At 68.0% G+C, this 23,299-nt stretch carries 18 protein-coding genes; 15 read left to right on the top strand and 3 right to left on the bottom strand.

Annotation, left to right across the window (positions count from 1 at the left end):
* The first annotated feature begins 258 nt into the window (after positions 1–258).
* The 3 genes from LAJ50_RS09895 to LAJ50_RS09885 are packed head-to-tail and all read left to right on the top strand — an operon-like array spanning position 259 to position 5,397.
* Positions 259–882, top strand: coding sequence for a TetR/AcrR family transcriptional regulator (locus tag LAJ50_RS09895; protein WP_130552002.1), 624 nt, complete (start codon positions 259–261; stop codon positions 880–882).
* Between the two features lie 57 nt (positions 883–939).
* Positions 940–2,178, top strand: a complete 1,239-nt coding sequence (locus LAJ50_RS09890) for an efflux RND transporter periplasmic adaptor subunit (protein ID WP_130552003.1) — start codon at positions 940–942, stop codon at positions 2,176–2,178.
* Positions 2,179–2,190: 12 nt separating this feature from the next.
* Positions 2,191–5,397: a multidrug efflux RND transporter permease subunit gene (locus LAJ50_RS09885; protein WP_138651114.1), complete on the top strand. Its 3,207-nt coding sequence runs from the start codon at positions 2,191–2,193 to the stop codon at positions 5,395–5,397.
* A 411-nt stretch (positions 5,398–5,808) separates the two neighbouring features.
* Here the strand turns inward: LAJ50_RS09885 and LAJ50_RS09880 are convergent, their stop codons facing one another.
* Positions 5,809–6,957 carry an acyl-CoA dehydrogenase family protein gene (locus LAJ50_RS09880; protein ID WP_130552005.1) on the bottom strand — a complete coding sequence of 383 codons (1,149 nt, stop codon included), beginning with the start codon at positions 6,955–6,957 and terminating at the stop codon, positions 5,809–5,811.
* Between the two features lie 123 nt (positions 6,958–7,080).
* On the opposite strand from LAJ50_RS09880, the gene LAJ50_RS09875 reads away from it, so the two are divergent.
* The 4 genes from LAJ50_RS09875 to metH are packed head-to-tail and all read left to right on the top strand — an operon-like array spanning position 7,081 to position 12,496.
* Positions 7,081–8,010: a metalloregulator ArsR/SmtB family transcription factor gene (locus LAJ50_RS09875; RefSeq protein WP_130552006.1), complete on the top strand. Its 930-nt coding sequence runs from the start codon at positions 7,081–7,083 to the stop codon at positions 8,008–8,010.
* 10 nt (positions 8,011–8,020) lie between these two features.
* The gene (locus tag LAJ50_RS09870) at positions 8,021–9,127 is read left to right on the top strand and encodes a homocysteine S-methyltransferase family protein (protein ID WP_130552007.1); all 1,107 of its coding nucleotides are present in this window, start codon (positions 8,021–8,023) and stop codon (positions 9,125–9,127) included.
* 7 nt (positions 9,128–9,134) lie between these two features.
* Positions 9,135–9,737, top strand: coding sequence for a short chain dehydrogenase (locus tag LAJ50_RS09865; protein WP_130552008.1), 603 nt, complete (start codon positions 9,135–9,137; stop codon positions 9,735–9,737).
* Positions 9,737–12,496, top strand: a complete 2,760-nt coding sequence (gene metH, locus LAJ50_RS09860; RefSeq protein WP_138651115.1) for a methionine synthase — start codon at positions 9,737–9,739, stop codon at positions 12,494–12,496. The genes LAJ50_RS09865 and metH overlap by 1 nt, the downstream gene beginning before the upstream one ends.
* A 36-nt stretch (positions 12,497–12,532) precedes the next feature.
* Here metH and LAJ50_RS09855 read toward each other — a convergent pair whose 3' ends face one another.
* Entirely contained in the window at positions 12,533–12,943 is a 411-nt protein-coding gene (locus tag LAJ50_RS09855) for a hypothetical protein (protein WP_130552010.1), read from the bottom strand.
* 265 nt (positions 12,944–13,208) lie between these two features.
* Here LAJ50_RS09855 and LAJ50_RS09850 point away from each other — a divergent pair, with 265 nt between their 5' ends.
* Positions 13,209–14,429: a histidine kinase gene (locus LAJ50_RS09850; protein WP_130552011.1), complete on the top strand. Its 1,221-nt coding sequence runs from the start codon at positions 13,209–13,211 to the stop codon at positions 14,427–14,429.
* Positions 14,426–15,229, top strand: coding sequence for a LytTR family DNA-binding domain-containing protein (locus tag LAJ50_RS09845; protein WP_130552012.1), 804 nt, complete (start codon positions 14,426–14,428; stop codon positions 15,227–15,229). The genes LAJ50_RS09850 and LAJ50_RS09845 overlap by 4 nt, the downstream gene beginning before the upstream one ends.
* A gap of 283 nt (positions 15,230–15,512) precedes the next feature.
* On the opposite strand, the gene dksA is transcribed toward LAJ50_RS09845, so the two are convergent.
* A complete protein-coding gene (dksA, locus tag LAJ50_RS09840; RefSeq protein ID WP_130552013.1) occupies positions 15,513–16,496 on the bottom strand; it encodes an RNA polymerase-binding protein DksA in 984 nt (327 codons plus the stop codon).
* A 98-nt stretch (positions 16,497–16,594) separates the two neighbouring features.
* On the opposite strand from dksA, the gene yidD reads away from it, so the two are divergent.
* The 6 genes from yidD to eutC all read left to right on the top strand — a co-directional run bounded on the left by yidD (position 16,595) and on the right by eutC (position 23,031).
* Entirely contained in the window at positions 16,595–16,879 is a 285-nt protein-coding gene (gene yidD / locus LAJ50_RS09835) for a membrane protein insertion efficiency factor YidD (protein ID WP_130552014.1), read from the top strand.
* Positions 16,864–18,216, top strand: coding sequence for a dihydroorotase (locus tag LAJ50_RS09830; RefSeq protein WP_130552015.1), 1,353 nt, complete (start codon positions 16,864–16,866; stop codon positions 18,214–18,216). The genes yidD and LAJ50_RS09830 overlap by 16 nt, the downstream gene beginning before the upstream one ends.
* A 62-nt stretch (positions 18,217–18,278) precedes the next feature.
* Positions 18,279–19,061: a M23 family metallopeptidase gene (locus tag LAJ50_RS09825; RefSeq protein ID WP_224096567.1), complete on the top strand. Its 783-nt coding sequence runs from the start codon at positions 18,279–18,281 to the stop codon at positions 19,059–19,061.
* 361 nt (positions 19,062–19,422) lie between these two features.
* On the top strand, positions 19,423–20,787 hold the full coding sequence (gene eat / locus LAJ50_RS09820; protein ID WP_130552017.1) for an ethanolamine permease: 1,365 nt from the start codon (positions 19,423–19,425) through the stop codon (positions 20,785–20,787).
* Between the two features lie 25 nt (positions 20,788–20,812).
* Positions 20,813–22,204 (top strand): ethanolamine ammonia-lyase subunit EutB, encoded by a 1,392-nt coding sequence (locus LAJ50_RS09815; protein WP_130552018.1) that lies wholly within the window; start codon positions 20,813–20,815, stop codon positions 22,202–22,204.
* Entirely contained in the window at positions 22,201–23,031 is an 831-nt protein-coding gene (gene eutC / locus LAJ50_RS09810) for an ethanolamine ammonia-lyase subunit EutC (protein ID WP_130552019.1), read from the top strand. Before LAJ50_RS09815 ends, eutC begins: the two co-directional genes overlap by 4 nt.
* Positions 23,032–23,299 lie beyond the last annotated feature (268 nt).

Raw genomic sequence — 23,299 nt, 5'->3', positions numbered from 1 at the left:
TGCTTAAACCTTCGTGTTGCGCGGCATCATGATCGATGGTGCCGACCCATGCCGTGTGTGCATGGTTTGTGGGCGTTTGCAAGCGCCAGGCCGTCGTGTCGGCGGATGACGCGCCGTCGCATCGCGCGGATAAACGGTCGTCATCTGTCCATCCCGTCACCGCTTCATCACCTCGTTTTCACAACCCCGCACAAGCCGCATGGCAACTGCGTTTTCGGGGTGTTCAAATTCTGAACTGGACGGTATAGTCCAGCCCCGATGAGCCAGCCCCACGCCCCTTCGACCGCTGCCGAGCGCCGCCAGCGGGTCTTCGACGCCATGCGCTCGCTGATGGCCGAGCAGGGCTTCCGGGTGAGCATGGAAGCCGTCGCGCAGCGTGCGGGGTGTTCCAAGCAGACGCTGTACTCGCAGTTCGGCAGCAAGCACGCCCTGCTGCAGGATCTGATGCACGACCAGCTGCAGCTGACCACCGCGCGGCTGGGCAGTTTCGCCGGCGGCGTGCGCGCGCCGCTGCTGGCCTTCGCCGAGGAGTACCTGGAGCAGTTGGCGGAACCCGACGTGGTCGCCGCCTTCCTGCTCTTTGGCGCGGAGTCTCCGCAGTTCCCCGAAGAGGCGCGCGGCATCTGGCGCGATGGCGGCGAACGCCTGCACCAGCATCTGGCCAAATGGCTGTCCCAGGCCATGCAGGCCGGTCTGCTGCGGCATGACGATCCGCACGCGTCGGCCGAGCTGCTGTTTGGCATGCTGCTGGGCCTGGACCTGGAGCGCCTGCGCTTCGCCATGCCCCAGCGCCGGGCCGCCGCGCGACGCGCCTGGGCGCACCAGGCGGTCGACGCCTTCCTGCGAGCCTTCGGGCCCGAGACGTCCACCGCCCGCTGCTAGCGCCGCCGCTGATTCCAACGACTTCACCACCCTATCGTTTTCCCGGAGCCCTCTCCCATGACCGCCCCAACCCGCCCGCTCCTGCTCAGCTTCGCCCTCGTGCTGGCCCTGGCCGCCTGCAAGAAGGAGGAGCAGCAGGCTCCGCCGCCGCCGGAAGTGGGCGTGATCGACATGCAGCCGACCAGCGTGCCGCTGACCCGCGCGCTCAGCGGCCGCCTGGCGCCGGTGCGCAGCGCCGACGTCCGCGCCCGCGTGCCCGGCGTGCTGCTCAAGCGCGTCTACGAGGAAGGCACCGACGTCAAGGAAGGCCAGGTCCTGTTCAAGATCGACCCGGCCCCGCTGCAGGCCGATCTCAGCTCGGCCCAGGGCCAGCAGGCCTCGGCCCAGGCCACCTACACCAACGCCCACATCGCCGCCCAGCGCGCGCGCAAGCTGGCGCCGCAGCAGTACGTGTCCCAGTCCGACTTGGACGATGCCGAAGCGGCCGAGCGCAGCGCCGCGGCCGCCCTGCAGCAGGCCAAGGCCGCGGTGACCAACGCCCAGATCAACCTGGGCTACGCCAACGTCACCGCCCCGATCTCCGGCCGCGCCGGCAAGCAGCAGGTCACCGAGGGCGCGCTGGTCGGCGCCGAGGGCGTGACCCTGCTGACCACCGTGGACCAGATCGATCCGCTCTACGTCAACTTCACCATGAGCTCCTCCGAGCTGCAGTCGCTGCGCCAGGCCCAGGGCCAGGGCAGCGTCAGCCTGTCGGACACCCGGGACACCAAGGTCAAGATCAAGCTGCCCACCGGCCAGGTCTACGACCAGGTCGGCACGCTCGACTTCTCCGACGTGGTGGTCGACCAGGCCACCGGCGCGGTCTCGCTGCGCGCCACGGTGCCCAATCCCGACAAGGCCCTGCTGCCGGGCAGCTTCGTGACCGTCGATGCCGACCTCGGCACCCGCAGCGGCGTGTTCCTGGTGCCGCAGGAAGCCATCCAGCGCGATACCAACGGCGCCTATGCCATGGTCGTCGGCGCCGACGGCAAGGTCGCGCGCAAGGACGTGCAGATGGAAACCGCGCCGGTGGACCGCAAGTGGGTCGTCACCGACGGCCTCAAGACCGGTGACCGGGTGATCGGCATCGGCCTGCAGAAGGCCAAGGAAGGCGGCCAGGTCAAGGCCGTGCCGTACGAGCAGGCCAAGGCCGCCGCCCAGCAGGGCGCCGCCGGTCAGGGTCAGCAGCCGCCCGCCGCGGGCGCCGATGCCAAGCAGGGCGACGCCCAGAAGCCTGCGCAAGACCAGGCCAAGTAAGGATTCGCTGCCATGCCCAAGTTCTTCATCAATCACCCGGTCTTCGCCTGGGTCGTCGCGATCCTGATCGCGCTGGCCGGCGTGATCTCGATCCTCAATATGGGTATCGAGTCCTACCCCAACGTCGCGCCGCCGCAGATCACGGTGCAGGCGACCTATCCCGGCGCCAGCGCGGACACCACCGAGCGTTCGGTCACCCAGGTGATCGAGCAGCAGCTGACCGGCATCGACAACCTGCTGTACTTCAGCTCGACCTCCAGCTCGTCCGGCCGCGCGACGATCACCCTGACCTTCCAGACCGGCACCAACGCGGACATCGCCCAGGTGCAGGTGCAGAACAAGGTCTCGCTGGCCCAGCCGCGCCTGCCCACCGAGGTCACCGCGCAGGGCGTGGTGGTGGCCAAGGCCAACGCCGGCTTCCTGATGGTGGTCGGCGTGCAGTCGGACAACGCCTCGATCGACCGCAACCACCTCAACGACATCATCGCCTCGCGCGTGCTCGACCAGATCGCGCGCGTGCCGGGCGTGGGCAGCACCCAGCACTTCGGTTCCGAGTACGCCATGAACATCTGGCTGGACCCGCTGAAGCTGCAGGGCTACAACATGTCGGCCAGCCAGGTGATGGCGGCGGTCCAGGCGCAGAACGTGCAGTTCGCCGCCGGCGCGATGGGCTCGGCCCCGGCGCCTGAGGGCCAGGCCTTCCAGGTCACCGTCTCGGCCGAAGGACGCTTCACCGATCCGGCGCAGTTCGAGAACATCATCCTGCGCGCTGACAGCGACGGCGCGACGGTGCGCCTGAAGGACGTGGCGCGGATCGGCTTCGGCGCGCAGAACTACGGCTTCGACACCAAGTACAACGGCAAGCCGGTCGGCGCCTTCGCCATCCAGCTGCTGCCGGGCGCCAACGCGCTGAACGTGTACGACGCGGTCACCGCCAAGATGAACGACCTGTCGGCCAGCTTCCCGCCGGGCGTCACCTGGTTCACGCCGTACGAGACCACCACCTTCGTCAAGATCTCCATCGAGGAAGTGGTCCACACGCTGATCGAGGCCATCATCCTGGTGTTCCTGGTGATGCTGATCTTCCTGCAGAACTTCCGCGCCACGGTCATCCCCACCCTGGTGATCCCGGTGGCGCTGCTGGGCACCTTCTGCGGCCTGGACATCATCGGCTTCACCATCAACCAGCTGACCATGTTCGCGATGGTGCTGGCGATCGGCATCGTGGTGGACGATGCGATCGTGGTGATCGAGAACGTCGAGCGCATCATGGCCGAGGAGAAGCTGCCGCCGCGCGAGGCCACGATCAAGGCGATGGAGCAGATCACCGGCGCGGTGGTGGCCATCACCGTGGTGCTGGCGGCGGTGTTCATCCCCTCGGCCCTGCAGGGCGGCGCCTCGGGCGAGATCTACAAGCAGTTCGCGCTGACCATCGCCATCTCGATGGGCTTCTCGGCCTTCTTGGCGCTGGGCTTCACGCCCTCGCTGTGCGCCAGCTTCCTCAAGCAGCATGAGGAGAACAGCCACGAGAAGAAGAACATCGTCTTCCGGACCTTCGAGAAGTACTACGGCAAGACCGAGAAGAGCTACGTCGGCATGATCGGCCGCCAGGTGAGGCACGCGCCGCGCTGGATGCTGCTGTTCGCCGTGCTGGTGGTGCTGACCGGCTTCCTCTTCACCCGTATCCCCACCAGCTTCATCCCCGAAGAGGACCAGGGCTACGCGCTGGCGATCGTGCAGGCCCCGCCGGGCACGCCGATGCAGCAGACCAACAAGGTCATGGACCAGATCCGCGGCACGCTGGGCAAGCTGGACGGCTTCGAAGGCATGATGCAGATCACCGGCTTCAGCTTCCTGGGCCAGGGCGAGAACGTGGGCATGGCCTTCATCCGCCTCAAGCCCTGGGATGAACGTCCGGGCGCCACCCAGTTCATCGGCCAGGCCAACGGCGCGCTGCAGGGCATCAAGGGTGCGCAGATCTTCGTGGTCAACCTGCCCACGATCCAGGGCCTGGGCCAGTTCGGCGGCTTCGACATGTGGCTGCAGGACCGCACCGGCGCCGGCCAGGATGCGCTGATGGCGGCGCGCAACCAGCTGCTGGGCATCGCCTCGCAGGACAAGTCGCTGATGCAGGTGCGTCCCAACACGCTGGAGAACGCTCCGCAGCTGCAGCTGAAGGTCGACCGCGTGCAGGCGCAGTCGATGGGCCTGTCGGTCAGCGACATCTACAACTCCATCCAGCTGATGCTGGCGCCGGTCTACGTCAACGACTTCTTCTACGGCGGCCGCATCAAGCGCGTGAACATGCGCGCCGACGCGCCGTTCCGCACCGGGCCCGAGTCGCTGGAGCAGTTCTACGTCCCCAGCAGCACCCAGAGCGATGCGCAGGGCAATCCGTCGATGATCCCGCTGTCCAACGTGGTGTCGACCAGCTGGGCCTCGCTGCCGCCGTCGCTGGCGCGCTACAACGGCTATTCGGCGGTCAACATCAATGGCTCGCCGGCGCCGGGCAGCTCCTCCGGCCAGGCCATGAACACCATGGAAGGCATCGTCCACGACAAGCTGCCGCCCGGCTTCGGCTTCGACTGGTCGGGCATGAGCTACCAGGAAATCCTGGCCGGCAACAGCCAGACCCTGCTGCTGGTGCTGTCGCTGGTCGTGGTCTTCCTGTGCCTGGCGGCGCTGTACGAGAGCTGGTCGATCCCGGTGTCGGTGCTGCTGGTGGTGCCGCTGGGCGCCCTGGGCGCGCTGGCCTTCACCATGCTGCGTGGCCTGTCCAACGACATCTTCTTCCAGATCGGCCTGATCACGGTCATCGGCCTGGCGGCGAAGAACGCGATCCTGATCGTCGAGTTCGCGGTGATGGAGCGCGCGCAGGGCCGCACGCTGCACGATGCCATCGTCAACGCCGCGCACCTGCGCATGCGCCCGATCCTGATGACCTCCTTCGCCTTCATCATGGGCGTGGTGCCGATGGCCATCTCCACCGGCGCCGGCGCCAATGCCCGCCACGCGATCTCCACCGGCGTGATCGGCGGCATGGTGTTCGCCACGGTGCTGGGCCTGCTGCTGATCCCGATGTTCTTCATCGTGGTGCGGCGCCTGCTGGGCGACAAGATGGACGAGCCCTCCAAGGAGTACCTGGCCTCGCACCAGGATGGCGGGCAGGACGGCCAGCCGCCGCGCCAGGACACCCCGCAGGGGCATGGCGGTCACTGACCGCCTGACCTGAGGTCGTGAAACGCAGGAAGCCCCGGCCATGCCGGGGCTTCCTGTTTTGGGGCTCGGTGTTGCTTGGGGAGGTCCTGCACAGGTCTTGCTTGGTGGGAGCCGCCATGGCGGCGATGGGCTTTACCGATAAAGCCTCATCGCCGCCACGGCGGCTTCCACGGTGGCGTTAAGCGGCCGGCTTATCTCGTGAAGAGGCGCCGCACATGACGCCAAAGTTTCAAATCAGCAAGCACCAACCAGACCCTCATTCCCGCGAACGCGGGAATCCATCGCCTTGTGCTTGCCCGGGCGAACGTCCCTGGGTTCCCGCGCGCGCGGGAACGACGGTCGGGGCTTTGGTGCCGACCGCAAATGCAAAGTCGCCGGCACGCCAGGGTCGCCCGGCGCCCGGCGCGGTTTTCAGCGCAGTCCGGTCTCCGCGCGCGCGATCACCAGGCGCTGGATCTCGCTGGTGCCTTCGTAGATCTCGGTGATCTTGGCATCGCGGAAGTAGCGCTCCAGCGGCATTTCCTTGGAATAGCCCATGCCGCCATGGATCTGCACGGCCTGGTGGGTGATCCACATCGCCGCCTCCGAGGCGGTGAGCTTGGCGATGGCCGCCTCGCTGCTGAAGGGCTTGCCCTGGCCCTTGAGCCAGGCGGCGCGCAGGGTCAGCAGCAACGACGCGTCCAGCTTGCACTTCATGTCTGCGATCTTGGCCTGGGTCATCTGGAAGGTGCCGATCGGCGCGCCGAAGGCCTTGCGCTCCTTCACGTATTCGACCGTCTTCTCGTAGGCGGCGCGGGCGATGCCGATGGCCTGCGAGGCGATGCCGATGCGGCCGGCGTCCAGCACGCCCATGGCGATCTTGAAGCCCTGCCCTTCCTCGCCGATCACCTCGGCCGGCTGGGCCACGTAGTCGGCGAACTCGATCTCGCAGGTGGCCGAGGCGCGGATGCCCAGCTTGGGTTCGGTCTTGCCGCGATGGAAGCCCGGACGGTCGGTGTCGACGATGAAGGCGGTGATGCCGCGTGCGCCCTTGTCCGGATCGGTCATGGCAAACAGCACGATGTACTTGGCCACGGGGCCCGAGGTGATCCAGCTCTTCTTGCCGTTGATCACGAAGCTGCCGTCGGCCTGCTTCACCGCACGGCAGCGCATGGCCGTGGCGTCGGAGCCGGACTGCGGTTCGGTCAGGGCGAAGGCGCCGATCTGGCTGCCATCGGCGATGGCGCGCACGTAGGTCTGCTTCTGTTCCTCGTTGCCGAACTTCAAGAGGCCCGTGCAGTACAGCGAGTTGTTGACCGACATGATGGTCGAATGCGCGCCGTCGCCGGCGGCCACCTCGATCATCGCCAATACGTAGCTGATCGGGTCCATGCCCGCGCCGCCGTACTCGTCGGGCACCTCGATGCCCATCAGGCCGTTCTCGCCCAGCAGCTGGATGTTCTCCAGCGGGAACTCGCCGGTCTTGTCGAAGTGCTCGGCGCTGGGCGCGATCTTTTCCTGGGCGATGCGGCGGGCCACATCCTGGATCATCAGCTGCTCGTCGGTGTATCCGAAATCCACGGTCGTTCCCCTCCCATTGGGTGATGGCGAGGATTGTAGCGAACCACCATGCGGTTGCGTATGGAATTGACCGGACCCGGCATCGCCGGCAAAATATCTCCATATCTTGATATAGAGATAAATATGGATCTGGAAGCTTGGTCGGCGCGCCTGAAGGTCTTCGCCGACGCCACCCGCGTGCGTCTGCTGGCCCTGCTGGCCGGCGAGGAGCTGACCGTGGCCGAGCTGTCGGCCATCACCCGGCTGGCCCAGCCGCGGGTGTCCACGCATCTGGCCAGGCTCAAGGATTCGGGCCTGGTGCGCGACCGCCGCGCCGGCGTGTCGGCCTACTACCGCTTCGACGAGGACAACCTGGATCCGGCCCAGCGCGAGCTGTGGCGCAGCCTGCGCGCCGGCAGCGACGACCCGCTGCTGCGCCAGGACGCCGAGCGGGTGGCCGAGGTGCTGGCCGCACGCGCCGCCACCCAGAACTGGGCCGACAGCGTGGCCGGCGACATGGAGCGGCACTACTCGCCCGGCCGCACCTGGGAAGCGCTGGCGCGCACCGCCCTGCCGCTGCTGCACACCGGTGACGTGCTCGACATCGCCTCCGGCGATGGCGTGCTGGCCGAACTGCTCTCGCCGCATTCACACCGCTACGTCTGCGTGGACACCAGTGCGCGCGTGGTCGCCGCCGCGGGCGAGCGCCTGCGCCGCTTCCCCAATGTCGAGGTGCGCGAAGGTGACATGCATGCGCTGCCGTTCGAGGCCGGCACCTTCGACCTGGTGGTGCTGATGCATGCGCTGACCTATTCGCAGCGCCCGGCCAAGGCCGTGGCCGAGGCCGCGCGCGTGCTGCGCCCGGGCGGCAAGCTGCTGCTCTCCAGCCTGGGCCGGCACGAGCACCAGTCGGTGGTCAACGCCTATGGCCACGTCAACCTGGGCTTCACCGAGGCCGAGCTGCGCCGGTTCGCCGAGAAGAGCGGGCTGCAGGTGGCCAGCCTGCAGGTGGTCACGCGCGAGCGCCGTCCGCCGCATTTCGAAGTCATCTCGCTGACCGGCATCAAGCCGTGAGGAGCGCCGCATGAGCACGACCCGATCCCTGCCCTGGCTCAACCCGGCCCGCACCCAGCTGCTGCTGGACGCGCTGGCCAGCCGCATCCTGATCATCGATGGCGCGATGGGCACCATGATCCAGCGCCACAGACTGGAGGAAGCCGACTATCGCGGCGAGCGCTTCGCCGGCGGCTTCGACAGCCTTCAGGCGCAGGATCATGTGCACGGCCCGGGTTGCGACCACGGCCACGACCTCAAGGGCAACAACGACCTGTTGCTGCTCAGCAATCCGCAGGTCATCGCCGGCGTGCACACGGCCTACCTGGAGGCCGGCGCCGACCTGCTGGAGACCAACACCTTCAACGCCACCGCTGTCAGCCAGGCCGACTACCACCTGGAGCACCTGGTCTACGAATTGAACAAGGAGGGCGCACGCGTGGCCCGCCAGTGCTGCGACGCCATCGAGGCCACCACGCCGGACAAGCCACGCTTCGTGATCGGCGTGCTGGGCCCCACCAGCCGCACCGCCTCGATCAGCCCGGACGTCAACGACCCGGGCTTCCGCAACACCAGCTTCGAGGCCCTGCGCCTGACCTATCGCGAGGCGGTGGAAGGCCTGATCGACGGCGGCGCCGACACGCTCATGGTCGAGACCATCTTCGACACGCTCAATGCCAAGGCCGCGCTGTTCGCCATCGAGGAGGCCTTCGACGACCGCGGCGCACGGCTGCCGGTGATGATCTCCGGCACCATCACCGATGCCTCCGGCCGCACCCTGTCCGGGCAGACGGCCGAAGCGTTCTACACCTCGCTGATGCACGCCCGCCCGCTGTCGATCGGCCTGAACTGCGCGCTGGGCGCCAAGGACCTGCGCCCGCACGTGGAGACGCTGGCGACCGTGGCCGACTGCTACGTCAGCGCGCATCCCAACGCCGGCCTGCCCAATGCCTTCGGCGAGTACGACGAGACGCCGGAGGAAATGGCCGAAACGCTGCACGAATTCGCCACCGCCGGCCTGCTGAACCTGGTCGGCGGCTGCTGTGGCACCTCGCCGGACCATATCCGCGCCATCGCCGAGGCCGTGGCCGGCCTCGCGCCGCGCCAGCTGCCGCAGCGCCTGGCGCAGGCGGCCTGAGGTGGGCATGAAGAAGATCCTGCTCATCGGGGCCAGCGGCACGCTCGGGCGTGCCGTGCAGACCCTGCTCGCGCCGCGCTACGAGGTGATCGCCGCCTCGCGCCATGACGCCCGCCACCCGGTCGACCTGCGCGACGAGTCCAGCGTGTTGGCGCTGTTCGAACGCGTGGGCCGCCTCGACGCCATCGTCTCCACCACCGGCAACGTGCACTTCGGCCCGCTGGCGCAGATGACCGCGGCCCAGTTCGACAGCGGCCTGCAGGACAAGCTGCTCGGCCAGGTGCGCCTGGCGCTGCTGGGCCAGGGGCAGCTCAACGACGGCGGCTCGATCACGCTGACCACCGGCATCCTGGCCGAACAGCCGATCGCCCAGGGCGTCAACGCCACCGCGGTGAACGCGGCGGTAGAAGGCTTCGTGCGCGCGGCGGCCTGCGAACTGCCGCGCGGCCTGCGCATCAACGCGGTCAGCCCCACGGTCCTGGCCGAGGCGTGGGACGCCTACGCCGATTTCTTCCCCGGTTTCGAACCGGTCCCCGCCGCCCGCGCGGCGCTGGCCTTCCAGCGCAGCATCGAGGGCGTGCAGACCGGACAGATTTTCAAGGTCTGGTGATGTCCACTGCTGCACCCTCGCCCCGCTACACCCGCCTGTCCGGCCTGGAACCGCTGGTCATCACACCGCAACTGCTGTTCGTCAATGTCGGCGAACGCACCAACGTCACCGGCAGCGCGCAGTTCCGCAAGATGATCAAGGAGGAGCGCTACGAAGAGGCGGTGGAGGTCGCCCGCCAGCAGGTGGAGAACGGCGCGCAGATCCTCGACGTCAACATGGACGAGGGCCTGATCGACTCGGAGAAGGCGATGGTGCGCTTTCTCAACCTGATCGCCTCCGAGCCGGACATCGCCCGCATCCCGGTGATGGTGGACAGCTCCAAGTGGAGCGTGATCGAGGCCGGCCTGCAGTGCCTGCAGGGCAAGGGCGTGGTCAACTCGATCTCGCTGAAGGAGGGCGAGGACGCCTTCATCGAACACGCGCGCAAGGTGCTGCGCTACGGCGCCGCCGCGGTGGTGATGGCCTTCGACGAGACCGGCCAGGCCGACACCTGCGCGCGCAAGGTCGAGATCTGCACGCGCGCCTACCGCATCCTCACCGAGCGGGTCGGCTTCCCGCCCGAGGACATCATCTTCGATCCCAACATCTTCGCCGTGGCCACCGGCATCGAGGAGCACGACAACTACGCGGTGGACTTCATCGAGGCCACGCGCATCATCAAGGACTCCCTGCCGCACTGCCACGTGTCCGGCGGCGTGTCCAACGTGTCCTTCTCCTTCCGCGGCAACGAGACGGTGCGCGCGGCGATCCACTCGGTGTTCCTGTACCACGCCATCAAGGCCGGCATGGACATGGGCATCGTCAACGCCGGCGCCCTGCCGATCTACGACGACCTGGACCCGGAGCTGCGCGAGCGCGTGGAGGACGTGATCCTCAACCGCCGCAAGGACGGCACCGAGCGCCTGCTGGAGATCGCCGAACGCTACAAGGGCAAGAAAGGCGAGAAGCGGGTCGAGGACCTGGCCTGGCGCGAGAAGTCGGTGCGCGACCGCCTCGCCCACGCGCTGGTCAACGGTATCGATGCCTACGTCGAGGCCGACACCGAGGAGGCGCGCACCCAGGCCGCGCGTCCGCTGGACGTGATCGAAGGCCCGCTGATGGACGGCATGAACGTGGTCGGCGACCTGTTCGGCGCCGGCAAGATGTTCCTGCCGCAGGTGGTGAAGTCCGCGCGGGTGATGAAAAAGGCGGTGGCCTATCTGCTGCCCTTCATCGAGGAGGAGAAGCTGCGCACCGGCGATGTGGGCAAGTCCAACGGCAAGATCATCATGGCCACGGTCAAGGGCGACGTGCACGACATCGGCAAGAACATCGTCGGCGTGGTCCTGGCCTGCAACAACTTCGACGTGGTCGACCTGGGCGTGATGGTGCCGACCCAGACCATCCTGGACCGCGCCCGTGCCGAGAACGCCGACATCATCGGCCTGTCCGGCCTGATCACGCCCTCGCTGGAGGAGATGACCCACGTGGCGCGCGAGATGCAGCGCCAGGGCTTCGAGATGCCGCTGATGATCGGCGGCGCCACCACCTCGCGCGCGCACACCGCGCTGAAGATCGACCCGCACTACAGCGCGCCGACGATCTGGGTCAAGGACGCCTCGCGCGCGGTGGGTGTGGCGCAGTCGCTGATCTCGCGCGACATGCGCAGCGCCTTCGTCGCCGCCAACGATGCCGACTACGCCGAGATCCGCGAGCGCCACAAGAATCGCGGCGACGCCAAACGCCTGGTCACGTTGGCCAAGGCGCGCGGGCAGAAGTTCGACGGCGGCTGGGACCACTACACCCCGCCGGCGCCCAGGCGCCTGGGCGTCACCGTGCTGGACGACTATCCGCTGGCCGAGCTGGTGGACTGCATCGACTGGACGCCGTTCTTCAACGCCTGGGAGCTGTTCGGCAAGTATCCGGCCATCCTGACCGACGCCGTGGTCGGCGCCCAGGCCAGCGAACTGTTCCGCGATGCGCAGGCGATGCTCAGGCAGATCGTCGAGGAGAAATGGCTGACCGCCAAGGCCGTGTTCGGCCTGTGGCCGGCCAATAGCGTGGGTGACGATGTGGAGGTGGTCCTGATGGACCACCGGGATTCGGGATTGGAGATTGGGGATTCGCAGCGACCATCCCCAATCCCGAATCCCCAATCCCGGCACTTCCTGCGCTTCCTGCGCCAGCAGGTCGACAAGCCGGCCGATCGCCCGGACTTCTGCCTGGCCGACTTCATCGCGCCCAAGGACAGCGGCAAGCAGGACTGGATCGGTGCGTTCGCGGTGACCGCGGGCATCGGCATCGAGCCGCACGTGGCGCGCTTCGAGGCCGCGCACGACGACTACAACGCGATCCTGCTCAAGGCCCTGGCCGACCGCCTGGCCGAGGCCCTGGCCGAACGCCTGCACCAGCGCGTGCGCACCGAGTTCTGGGGCTATGCGGCCGACGAAGCGCTCGACAACGCCGCGCTGATCGCCGAGAAGTACCGTGGCATCCGCCCTGCCCCCGGCTATCCGGCCTGCCCCGAACACAGCGAGAAGGGTCTGCTGTTCGAACTGCTGGATGCGCCGACCAACGCCGGCATGACCCTGACCGAGAGCTTCGCCATGCTGCCGACCGCGGCGGTGAGCGGCTACTACTTCAGCCATCCCGGTTCGCAGTACTTCGTCGTCGGCCGCGTCACCAAGGAACAGGTCGCCGACTACGCGCGTCGCAAGGGCGTGGACCTGGCCCAGGCCGAACGCTGGCTGGCCTCGAATCTGGATTACGACCCGGAATAGCGACGCCTCCAGCGCCTGCCTCGAGACTCAGCCCGCTTACCAGCCGCGCATGAGAGGGCTGCGCAGGCGCGTGGTATTCGGGGCCCTTGCATCGACATCCGTGCGCCTGCCATCGATCGTCCTCAGGTACAGCCCACTGCTGCGGCACACGTTGATATCACTGTAGAGCAATGTGCGGCCGCCACGAAAACCAATGCGGAAGTCTTGCAAGCAATGCGCGCCGGAGACTTCGATTATCGCCACGTTGAAGCCTCCAAGCAGTGGCGCGATCGTGATCGGTACAAAATTGCCGTCGCCGGCGGGTGCCACCGAAACCGACACCACGCTGTCGTAGCTGGTATTGATCAGCTTGAAATAGCGTGTGTGGCTTCCGTCGGTGTGAGCGTTGGCAGCATGAGACGCAGTCGCAAGCAGCGCGACCAGGGCGAGGTGATGCACGATGGACATTGCAGTGGCTCCGGCACGGGAAGGAGCCGGAGGCGAGTGACCCACGCCCCGGCACCGCCATCAGGCCGTGGCGTCGTGGTGCTGGGAAGCAATTCGGGACCAATCGTAGTAGTGCGCCCCCCAATCGTAGCCGGCCGCCGGAATCGCTTCCGACGGCATGCAAATGCGCCTACGATGCGGCCGCCCTCACTGAACGCCGGAGGGCAAGACGCCGTCGCCCTGATCCGCACGCCACCATCCGCAAGCACGTCGACACCGGAGCAGCATGAAGATCCGCCTGGGCAGTCTCAAGATCGGCCTGTTCGCCTACATGGCGCTGTGGACAGCGGTCGCGCTGATATTCGCTCTGCAGAACAAGCTCAACCACGGAATGCCCGCCACCAACTGGCCGCTCTGGGACATGCTCCGTTGGTCGTTGATCCAGTGGTACACATGGGCGGCCCTCGCACCCACCGTGTTCCGGCTGGCCGAGCGCTACCCGGTACGCGATACGCTGATCTTCCACGGATTGGGCAGGCAGCTTCTGATCAGCCTGTGCATGACGTTCATCGCGATGATGATCGGCGCGATGGTGTCCACGCTGTTCGAACCCAGCGGCTTCGACGAACAGCTCAGGTACTTCCTGCAGCAACACTACGCGATAGGCCTGCTGACCTATTGGATGTTGTTCGCCATCCAACAGGCCATCCACTTCCACGCCGAGAAGGCGCGACGTGAGCTGGAGGCCAGCCAGCTGGCCACCGACCTAGCACAATCGCGGCTGCTCGTACTCAGGTCGCAGCTGCAGCCGCATTTCCTGTTCAACACGCTGCACGCCATCATCACCCTGCTCGAAGAGGACAGCGCCTCGGCCGAGGACATGCTGCTGCGCCTAAGCGAACTGCTGCGTGCGTTTCTGGAGGACTACGATGGCCAGGAAATCAGCCTGCGCCAGGAACTGGTGTTGTTGGAGCTTTATCTTGGAATCCAGCGCACGCGCTTCAAGGACCGCCTGACCACACGGATCTACATCGCTCCTGACACGCTGGACTGCGCGGTGCCGAGCCTGATCCTGCAGCCGATCGTCGAGAACGCGATCCACCACGGCATCGGCAAGCGCGTGGGCGCGGACAGCATCGAGATCGAGAGCCGCCGCGAAGGCGATACGCTTTACCTGGACGTGCGCAACCGTAACAGCGACATCGACAATCAAGGTGCTAGCACTCGCGCCGACCGGCTCGCCTGCGATACCAGGCAGGCCCCTAGTCACGGCATCGGCCTGTCCAACACCCGCCTGCGGCTGAAGGAGCTGTATGGCGATGCCGCGCGGGTGCGCCTGGATATCACCTGGCCGCAGGGCGTCGTCTGCCGCATCCAGTTGCCGTTCCGCAAATTCGAAGAGCCCACGGCCGAAACATTCGGACGCGACAGCCAGGGAGTAGCCGCCAACAGGCGCGACGCCGGCCTGTTCAACGAAGATGACGACCCCGAAGTGCCGCGCGCATGAGCATCACCGCGCTGGTCATCGACGACGAGCCAATCGCGCGGCTTGCGATCGTTCGGCTGTTGCGCGATGACCCTGAGGTCGAACTGGTCGGCGAGTGCGGCGATGGCGTATCCGCCGTCGAAAGGATCCGCGAGAGTTCGCCCGATCTGGTGTTCCTGGACATCCAGATGCCCGGCATCACCGGTCTCGACGTGGTGGCGACGATCGGCGCTTCGCGCATGCCGGCGACCGTCTTCGTGACCGCCTACGAACAGTTCGCGGTGCGCGCCTTCGATGCCAACGCCGTCGACTATCTGGTCAAGCCATTCGGCCGCGAACGTTTCGCCGATGCGCTTCGCCGGGTCAAGCTACGGCTGGCGGCGGCGCAGGGCTCCGACGGCGAGGCCGCCGCGCGGATCATGCAAGCACTGGATATGCTGCGCCGGCGCGAGGACTACCTGGTGCGCATCCCGGTGCGCGAAGGCGAGCGTGTGGCTTTCGTCGATGTCGAGGACATCATCTGGATCCGCTCAAACCGCAACAATGTGCAGATTCACGTGCCCGGCCGCGTGCACGAGCTGCGCGAGACCATGACGACGCTGCAGGCGCGCCTTGACCCGCAACGCTTCGCGCGTGTCCACCGCTCGGCGATCGTCAACATTCAGCGCATCAAGACAATCGATCCCTGGTTCAACGGCCACCATGTGGTCACGATGGACAACGGCCAGCAACTGCGTATGAGTCGTTACCAGCATGAGACCTTCATGCGCCTGGTGACCACGCAGCGTGCCGGCGCCCAGGCTCCGAAAATTCCGCCATGACCGATCACCAGGCGCATGGCCGCAAGAAGGAAGATGGCAAGCAGCCACTTCTCGTTGACCAAGCGGCCCCCGCCTCGTTATGCAAAGCTCCATCGCCGCCATGTCTGCTCCCGCGGAACACCGCGTTTTGCTCTTCAGCGAGCGAGAAAGGTCTTCGCCGAAGAGAAGGGCCGCCGCTCCTCTGAAGCAATGGACATCCGTGCGCCGCGGTCCGTGGTTTGGGAAGGGCCCAAAAAAAGCCCCGCGTCAGCGGGGCTCTTCTTTATGACAATCGGGTCAGGCGTCAATCACCCTGCTGTTTCTGCAGGTGTTCCCAGCGTTCCTGCGCATCGAGGGTGCGCTCGGCGGTCAGGCGCGCCTCCAGGCGCTCCAGGCCGATTTCCTCGCCGGTGTCGACGCAGTAGCCGTAGTCGCCGGCGTCCAGGCGCTTGAGCGTGCTGTCGATCTTGCCGATCAGCTTGCGGTAGCGATCGCGCGTGCGCAGTTCCAGCGAGTTCTCGGTCTCGCGCGTGGCGCGCTCGGCCTCGTCGCCGACGTCGCGCACTTCGTCCTTGAGGTTCTCGATGGTCTGCTTGGATTCCTCCACCAGATCGGCGCGCCACTGCAGCAGGCGCTGGCGGAAGTACTCCAGCTGCAGCGGGCTCATGTACTCCTCGTCGGCCTTGGGCTTGTAGCCGGCCGGCAGCACGGGGCGGCCGGTGGCCTCGTCGACGGTGTACTCGACCTTGCGGACCTTGCCCTTGGGCGCGGGTTCCGGGGTGCGGCCGGTGACGGCGACGGCGATCTTGCCGGTCACGCGGGCGACGGCAGGCTTGGCCTGGACGGTGGATTTTTCGGTTTTCGAAGGGGTCTTGGAAGCGGGCACTGTGTTCTTTGCGGGAGCAGCCTTGGCAGCCGACGCTACAGGGGCCGGTGTCGCGGCGGTCTTCACTGCGGGGGCCTTGCTGGGGCTGGTTGCCTTGGCGGGAGCGGATTTAGCCGGAGCGGGCTTGGCAGCCGGCTGCGGAACGGTCTTCGGCGCGGCCTTCCCTGTCGCGGCCTTCTTGGCCGGCGCGGGCGCCGGCTTCTTCGCCGCCACGGTCTTGGCGGTGGTGCTGGTGTTCGTGGCCTTCTTCACGGGCGCGGTCTTGCCTGCCGCTTTCTTGGCGGCGGGCGCGGCCTTCTTGGCCACCGCGCTCTTGGCCGGTGCCTTGGCGGGCGCCTTCTTGGCGACGGCGGCGGTCTTGGCGGCCTTGACGGCCTTCTTTGCGGGTTTCTTGGCTGCCACGAACAGCGTCCTTGAATCATTCCCGGGCCGGGAAAAGCGGGCCTTTATAGCCTACCCGGACAGGTGCGGCAACCACGCCAGGCACGGGCGCGGGAACGATGGCTTATCATCGGGCCATGCTCCAGCGCGGACTCATTGCCCTGTTGCGCGGCTACAAGCGCTTCATCAGCCCACTGCTGGGTCCACGGTGCCGTTTTGAGCCGACCTGCTCGGTGTACGCCATGCAGGCGATCGAGCGCTTCGGCCCCCTGCGCGGCGGTTGGATGGCGCTGCGCCGGATCGGCCGCTGCCATCCGCTGCACCCGGGCGGCGACGACCCGGTGCCGCCCGCGCCGCATTCCCACCACCCGCATTCAGGATCCTGCCGATGCCCGCCACCGTGATCGTCAACGCCCGCATGGTCAACGAGGGGCGCGAGACCACAGGTGACCTCAGCTTCGAAAACGGCCGCATCACGCGCATCGCGCCGCAGATCGCGATCAATGCCGGCCAGACGGTGATCGAGGCCGGCGGCCGCTGGCTGCTGCCGGGCATGATCGACGACCAGGTGCATTTCCGCGAGCCGGGCCTGACCCACAAGGGCGATCTGGCCACCGAATCGGCCGCGGCCGTGGCCGGCGGGCTGACCAGCTTCATGGACATGCCCAATACCAACCCGCCCACGCTCACCGCCGAGGCGCTGGAGGCCAAGTACGCGCTGGCCAAGGGGCGGGCCTGGGGCAACCACGGCTTTTACATGGGCGCCAGCAACGACAACCTGGCGCAGATCCAGCGCGTCGATCCGCGCGCCACGCCCGGGGTGAAGGTGTTCATGGGCGCCTCCACCGGCAACATGCTGGTGGATGATCCGGCCACGCTGGACGCGATCTTCCGCGACGCGCCGGTGCCGATCATCACCCACTGCGAGGACACCCCGACCATCAACGCCAACCTGGCGCGCTACCGCGCGCAGTACGGCGATGAGATCCCGGTGGAGTTCCATCCCGACATCCGCTCGCGCCAGGCCTGTATCGCCTCCACGCGCCTGGCGCTGTCGCTGGCCAAGCGCCACGGCACGCGCCTGCACGTGCTGCACCTGTCCACCGCCGACGAGCTGGCGCTGTTCAACGCCGGGCCGCTGGTGGACAAGGCCGGCAAGCGCCTGAAGCAGATCACCGCCGAAACCTGCATCCACTTCCTGCGCTTCGACCGCAACGACTACGCGCGCCTGGGCAACCTGATCAAGTGCAATCCGGCGATCAAGGACCCGGCCGACCGCATCGCCCTGATCAAGGCCCTGGCCGACAACGTCATCGACGTGCTGGCCACCGACCACGCCCCGCACACCCTGGACGAGAAGTCGCAGACCGACTACACCAAGGCGCCCGGCGGACTGCCGCTGGTGCAGTACGCGCTGGTGGCCGCGCTGGAGCTGGTGCACGAGAAGAAGCTCAGCATTGCCCAGGTGGTGCAGAAGTTCGCCCATGCGCCGGCACAGCTGTTCGACATCAAGGAGCGCGGCTTCCTGCGCGAGGGCTACTGGGCCGACCTGGTGCTGGTGGAGGACGAGGACTTCACCGTCCGGCGCGAGGACGTGCTGTCCAAGTGCGAGTGGTCGCCGTTCGAGGGCACGACCTTCCACCATAAGATCGACGCGACCTGGGTCAACGGCCGCATGGTGTGGAACGGCGAGCAGCTGGTCGGCACGCCGCGCGGCATGCGCCTGGAGTTCGAGCGTTGAGGCCGCTGTGGTTGGCCGCGCTGCTGGCGCTGGTCGGCGGCGCTGCGGGTTTCGCCGGATCCATGTCGAGCGCGCAGGCCCAGCAGGCAGCCGAGGTGACCTTCCCCGCTTCGGTGTCGCAGGGCGCACTGGTGTTCGGCAAGGTCGCGCCGGGCAGCGTGGTGCGCTATGCGGGACGCACGCTGCGGGTGAGCGGCTACGGCACGGTGGTGTTCGGCGTGGGCCGAAACGAGACCGGACCGCTGCGGGTGCAGGTGGCGCCGCCCGGCGCGGCGGCGCGGACCGTCGAGATCGCGGTGACGCCGCGCGACTGGCCTACCGAGCGCGTCGACGGCGTTCCGCCCAAGTCCGTCAACCCGCCGCCGGAGATCGCCGCGCGCATCGAGCGCGAGCAGGCGGCGGTGACGGCGGTGCGCACGCGCGACGACGACCGCACCGACTTCGCCGCCCCGTTCGTGTGGCCGGTGCAGGGACGGATCAGCGGGCGCTTCGGCAATGCGCGCGTCTATAACGGCCAACCCTCGCCCGCCGGGCATTCGGGCATGGATATCGCCGTACCGACCGGCACGCCGGTCAAGGCGCCGGCCGGCGGCGTGGTGACCTTCGCCGCGCCCGACCTGTACCTCACCGGCGGCACGCTGGTGCTGGACCACGGCTTCGGGGTGAGTTCCAACTTCCTGCACCTCTCGCGCATCGACGTGAAGGTGGGCGATGTGGTGCGCCAGGGACAGGTGATCGCCGCGGTCGGCGCCACCGGGCGCGCGACCGGGCCGCATCTGCATTGGGGAATGAACTGGTTCGACGTGCGCATCGACCCGCTGCTGGTGCTCGAGCGCGGCAAGTAGAAGCCTGTCGTACCGCGGACGCGCGCGGGCGCGCGTTCGCTCTTGATTCTGGCGGAAGGATCCCGCGGTGCGGATCGATGTGTGCGCATCGATCCGCCGCTCGTGCCTGAGCGAGGGAAGCGGCAGCGCATCGCGCACCGCCCAGGCCGCGCAAGCGCGCGACCGGCAGACCTACCCCCTACCCTTCGCCGCCGGCCGTCCGGCCGGCATTGCCGGTATAACCGAACCGTCAGCGTCCTGCGTCCGCGCCCTGGCGGCGTCGCTCTGGGCCGCTGAGCGCGGGCGGCACGCCTGCGCCCCTGCCGTCCGACCCCCACGACGCGCGTCCGCGGCGGCCCTTCCCCATCCACGGAGATGCCTGATGTCCAACGCGCAACTCAAACCCACCCTGGGCACCCTGCACCTGTGGGGCATCGCCGTGGGCTTGGTCATTTCCGGCGAGTACTTCGGCTGGAGCTACGGCTGGGGCGTGGCCGGCACGCTGGGCTTCCTGGTGACCACGCTGCTGGTGGCCGCGATGTACACCTGCTTCATCTTCAGCTTCACCGAACTCACCACCGCCATCCCGCACGCCGGTGGGCCGTTCGCCTACAGCTGGCGGGCGTTCGGGCCGGTCGGCGGCATGGTCGCCGGCATCGCCACGCTGATCGAGTTCGTGTTCGCGCCGCCTTCGATCTCGATGGCCATCGGCGCCTACCTCAACGTGCAGTTCCCCGCCCTGGATCCCAAGCTGGCCGCGGTCGGCACGTATGGGGTGTTCATGGGCTTGAACATCGTGGGGGTGCGCATCGCGGCCACCTTCGAGCTCGTGGTCACCGTGCTGGCGGTGCTGGAGCTGCTGGTGTTCATGGGTGTGGTCGCCCCCGGCTTCTCCTTCGCCAACTTCGTCGCCGGCGGCTGGGCGGGCTCGGACACCTTCAGCGGCACGGCGGTGGCCGGCATCTTCGCGGCGATCCCGTTCGCGATCTGGTTCTTCCTGGCGATCGAGGGCGCGGCCATGGCCGCCGAGGAAGCCAGGGATCCGAAGCGCACCATCCCGCGCGCCTACATCGCCGGCATCCTCACCCTGGTGGTGCTGGCGTTCGGCGTGATGCTCTTCGCCGGCGGCGTGGGCGACTGGCGGGCGCTGAGCAACATCAACGATCCGCTGCCGCAGGCGATGAAGGCGGTGGTCGGCAACAGCTCGACCTGGCTGCACATGCTGGTGTGGATCGGCCTGTTCGGCCTGGTCGCCAGCTTCCACGGCATCATCCTGGGCTATTCGCGCCAGTTCTTCGCCCTGGCGCGGGCCGGCTTCCTGCCGCACGGGCTGGCGAAGCTGTCGCGCTTCCAGACCCCGCACCGGGCCATCCTCGCCGGCGGCCTGATCGGCGTGGCGGCCATCTACAGCGACGGGCTGGTCAGCCTGCAGGGCATGAGCCTGACCGCGGCGATGATCACCATGTCGGTGTTCGGCGCGGTGGTGATGTACATCATGAGCATGCTCAGCCTGTTCAAGCTGCGCCGCAGCGCGCCGGGGCTGGCGCGCAGTTTCCTCGCGCCGGGCTATCCGCTGGTGCCGGGCCTCGCGCTGGCGCTGGCGGCGGTGTGCCTGGTGGCGATGGTGTGGTTCAACCCGCAGATCGCCGGCGTGTTCGTAGCGCTGATGGCGCTGGGCATGGGCCTGTGCTGGCTGAGCCTGCGCCGCGGCGGTCCGCAGCCCGACCACGCGGTCGACGCGGTCTGAATCCGCCCACCGGCATGCTGCGTGCATGAGCGGATTCGTCCACAGCGTGGGCGGGGCGCAATGGCGCTTCGCCGATCTCAAGACCCTGTTGGCGCGGGCGACGCCGGCACGGTCCGGCGATCGCCTGGCCGGCCTGGCGGCGCCGACCGATCGCGAGCGCGTGGCGGCGCAGATGGCGCTGGCCGACCTGCCGCTGCGGCACTTCCTGGATGAGGCGGTGATCCCCTACGAGGACGACGAGGTCACCCGGCTGATCATGGACAGCCACGACGCGGCCGCGTTCGCGCCGGTGTCGCACCTGACCGTCGGCGACTTCCGCGACTGGCTGCTGGACGAGGCCGCGACCGAGGCCAGCCTGGCCGCGCTGGCGCCGGGGCTGACGCCGGAGATGGTCGCCGCGGTGTCCAAGCTGATGCGCGTGCAGGACCTGGTGCTGGTGGCGGCCAAGACGCGCGTGCGAACGGCCTTCCGCAACACGCTGGGCCTGCGCGGACGGCTGTCCACGCGCCTGCAGCCCAACCATCCCACCGACGATGCGGCCGGCATCGCCGCCAGCGTGCTGGACGGCCTGCTGTACGGCAACGGCGACGCGGTGATCGGCATCAATCCGGCCAGCGACAGCACCGGCGACATCGTCGAACTGCTGAAGATGCTCGACGGGGTGATCCGCGGCTACGAGATCCCGACCCAGTCCTGCGTGCTGTCCCACGTCACCACCACGCTGGAGGCGATCGAACGCGGCGCGCCGGTGGATCTGGTATTCCAGTCGATCGCCGGCACCGAGGGCGCCAACGCCAGCTTCGGCGTCAACCTGGCGCTGCTGCAGGAGGGCTACGAGGCCGGCCTGGCGCTGGGCCGCGGCAGCGTGGGCGACAACGTGATGTATTTCGAGACCGGGCAAGGCAGCGCCCTGTCGGCCGATGCGCACGTCGGGGTGGACCAGCAGACCTGCGAGGTGCGCGCCTACGCGGTCGCGCGCCGGTTCAAGCCGCTGCTGGTCAACACCGTGGTCGGGTTCATCGGGCCCGAGTACCTGTTCGATGGCAAGCAGATCATCCGCGCCGGCCTGGAGGACCACTTCTGCGGCAAGCTGCTCGGCGTGCCGATGGGCTGCGACATCTGCTACACCAACCATGCGCAGGCCGACCAGGACGACATGGACGTGCTGCTGACCCTGCTGGGCGCGGCCGGGATCAACTTCATCATGGGCATCCCCGGCAGCGACGATGTGATGCTCAACTACCAGACCACCTCGTTCCACGATGCGCTCTACGCGCGCCAGGTGCTGGGCCTGCGCCCGGCGCCGGAGTTCGAGGCCTGGCTGGAGAAGATGCAGATCCTGCGGCTGCGCGAGGGGCGTTTCGAACTCGGGCGCGAGGTGCCGGCGCCGTTCCGCAAGGCGCTGGCGCAGCTGTGAGCGACCAGGACGATCCACGGCCGCCGACCGCGCCGGACGCCTGGGCCGCGCTGCGTCGCCTGACCCCGGCGCGCATCGCGCTCGGTCGTGCCGGCACCAGCCTGCCGACGCGCGCGCAGCTGGAGTTCCAGTTCGCCCATGCGCAGGCGCGCGATGCGGTGCACCTGCCGCTGGACGGCCCGTCGCTGGCCCAGGCCATCGGCGCGCTGGGGCTGGACGTGCTGCCGCTGCACAGCGCGGCCGCCGACCGGGATGCGTATCTGCAGCGCCCGGACCTGGGCCGTCGCCTCGACGACGCCTCGGCCGAGGCTCTGCGCGCCCACGCGGCGTTGAAGGCGCGCCGCTGCGATGTCTGCCTCGTCGTCGCCGACGGCCTGTCCGCCCTGGCCGTGCACAGCCATGCCGCGCCGATGCTGCAGCGCCTGCGCGACCATGCCCGCGCGCTGGACTGGTCGCTGGCACCGGTGTGCGTGGTCGAACAGGGGCGCGTGGCGGTGGGTGACGAGATCGCCGAACTGCTCGGCGCGCGCCTGTGCGTGATGCTGATCGGCGAGCGCCCGGGGCTGAGCTCGCCCGACAGCCTGGGCGCCTACCTGACCTTCGCCCCGCGCGTGGGCCTGACCGACGCGGCACGCAACTGCATCTCCAACATCCGCGCCGCCGGCCTGTCCTATGACACGGCCATGCACAAGCTGGCCTATCTGATGGGCGAGGCGATGCGCCGCCGGCTCTCCGGCGTGCAGCTCAAGGACGAGGCGCAGGCCCCGGCGCTGCTGGAGGGAGATGGACCGCGACCGGGCAACTTCCTGTTGCCGGAAACAGATTGAGGCGACTGTGGCGCCTGGGCCCGCGGCGTTGCGGGGAAGGCCTGGGCGTCGACGTACCGGGGTGCGACGTCCATGGACTCCGCGTTCGCGGAAGTGACGGGCCCTGCGTTGATCGTTCGCGATACTGGCTTTGGAGCGTGTGCCGCTCGATCTCAGACCTCCCCCTCGTCCATCGAGCGATGGATCTACACAGCGAGCCCCCCCCCAAGCCCGTCATTCCCGCGAACGCGGGAATCCAGGGACTTTCGCACGCTGGAGCCGAGACACT

The organism is Pseudoxanthomonas sp. X-1 (assembly GCF_020042665.1).
Classification (GTDB): domain Bacteria; phylum Pseudomonadota; class Gammaproteobacteria; order Xanthomonadales; family Xanthomonadaceae; genus Pseudoxanthomonas_A; species Pseudoxanthomonas_A spadix_A.
Note: the sequence above shows the minus strand (reverse complement) of the source record. Positions and strands in the feature narration are given on the sequence as shown.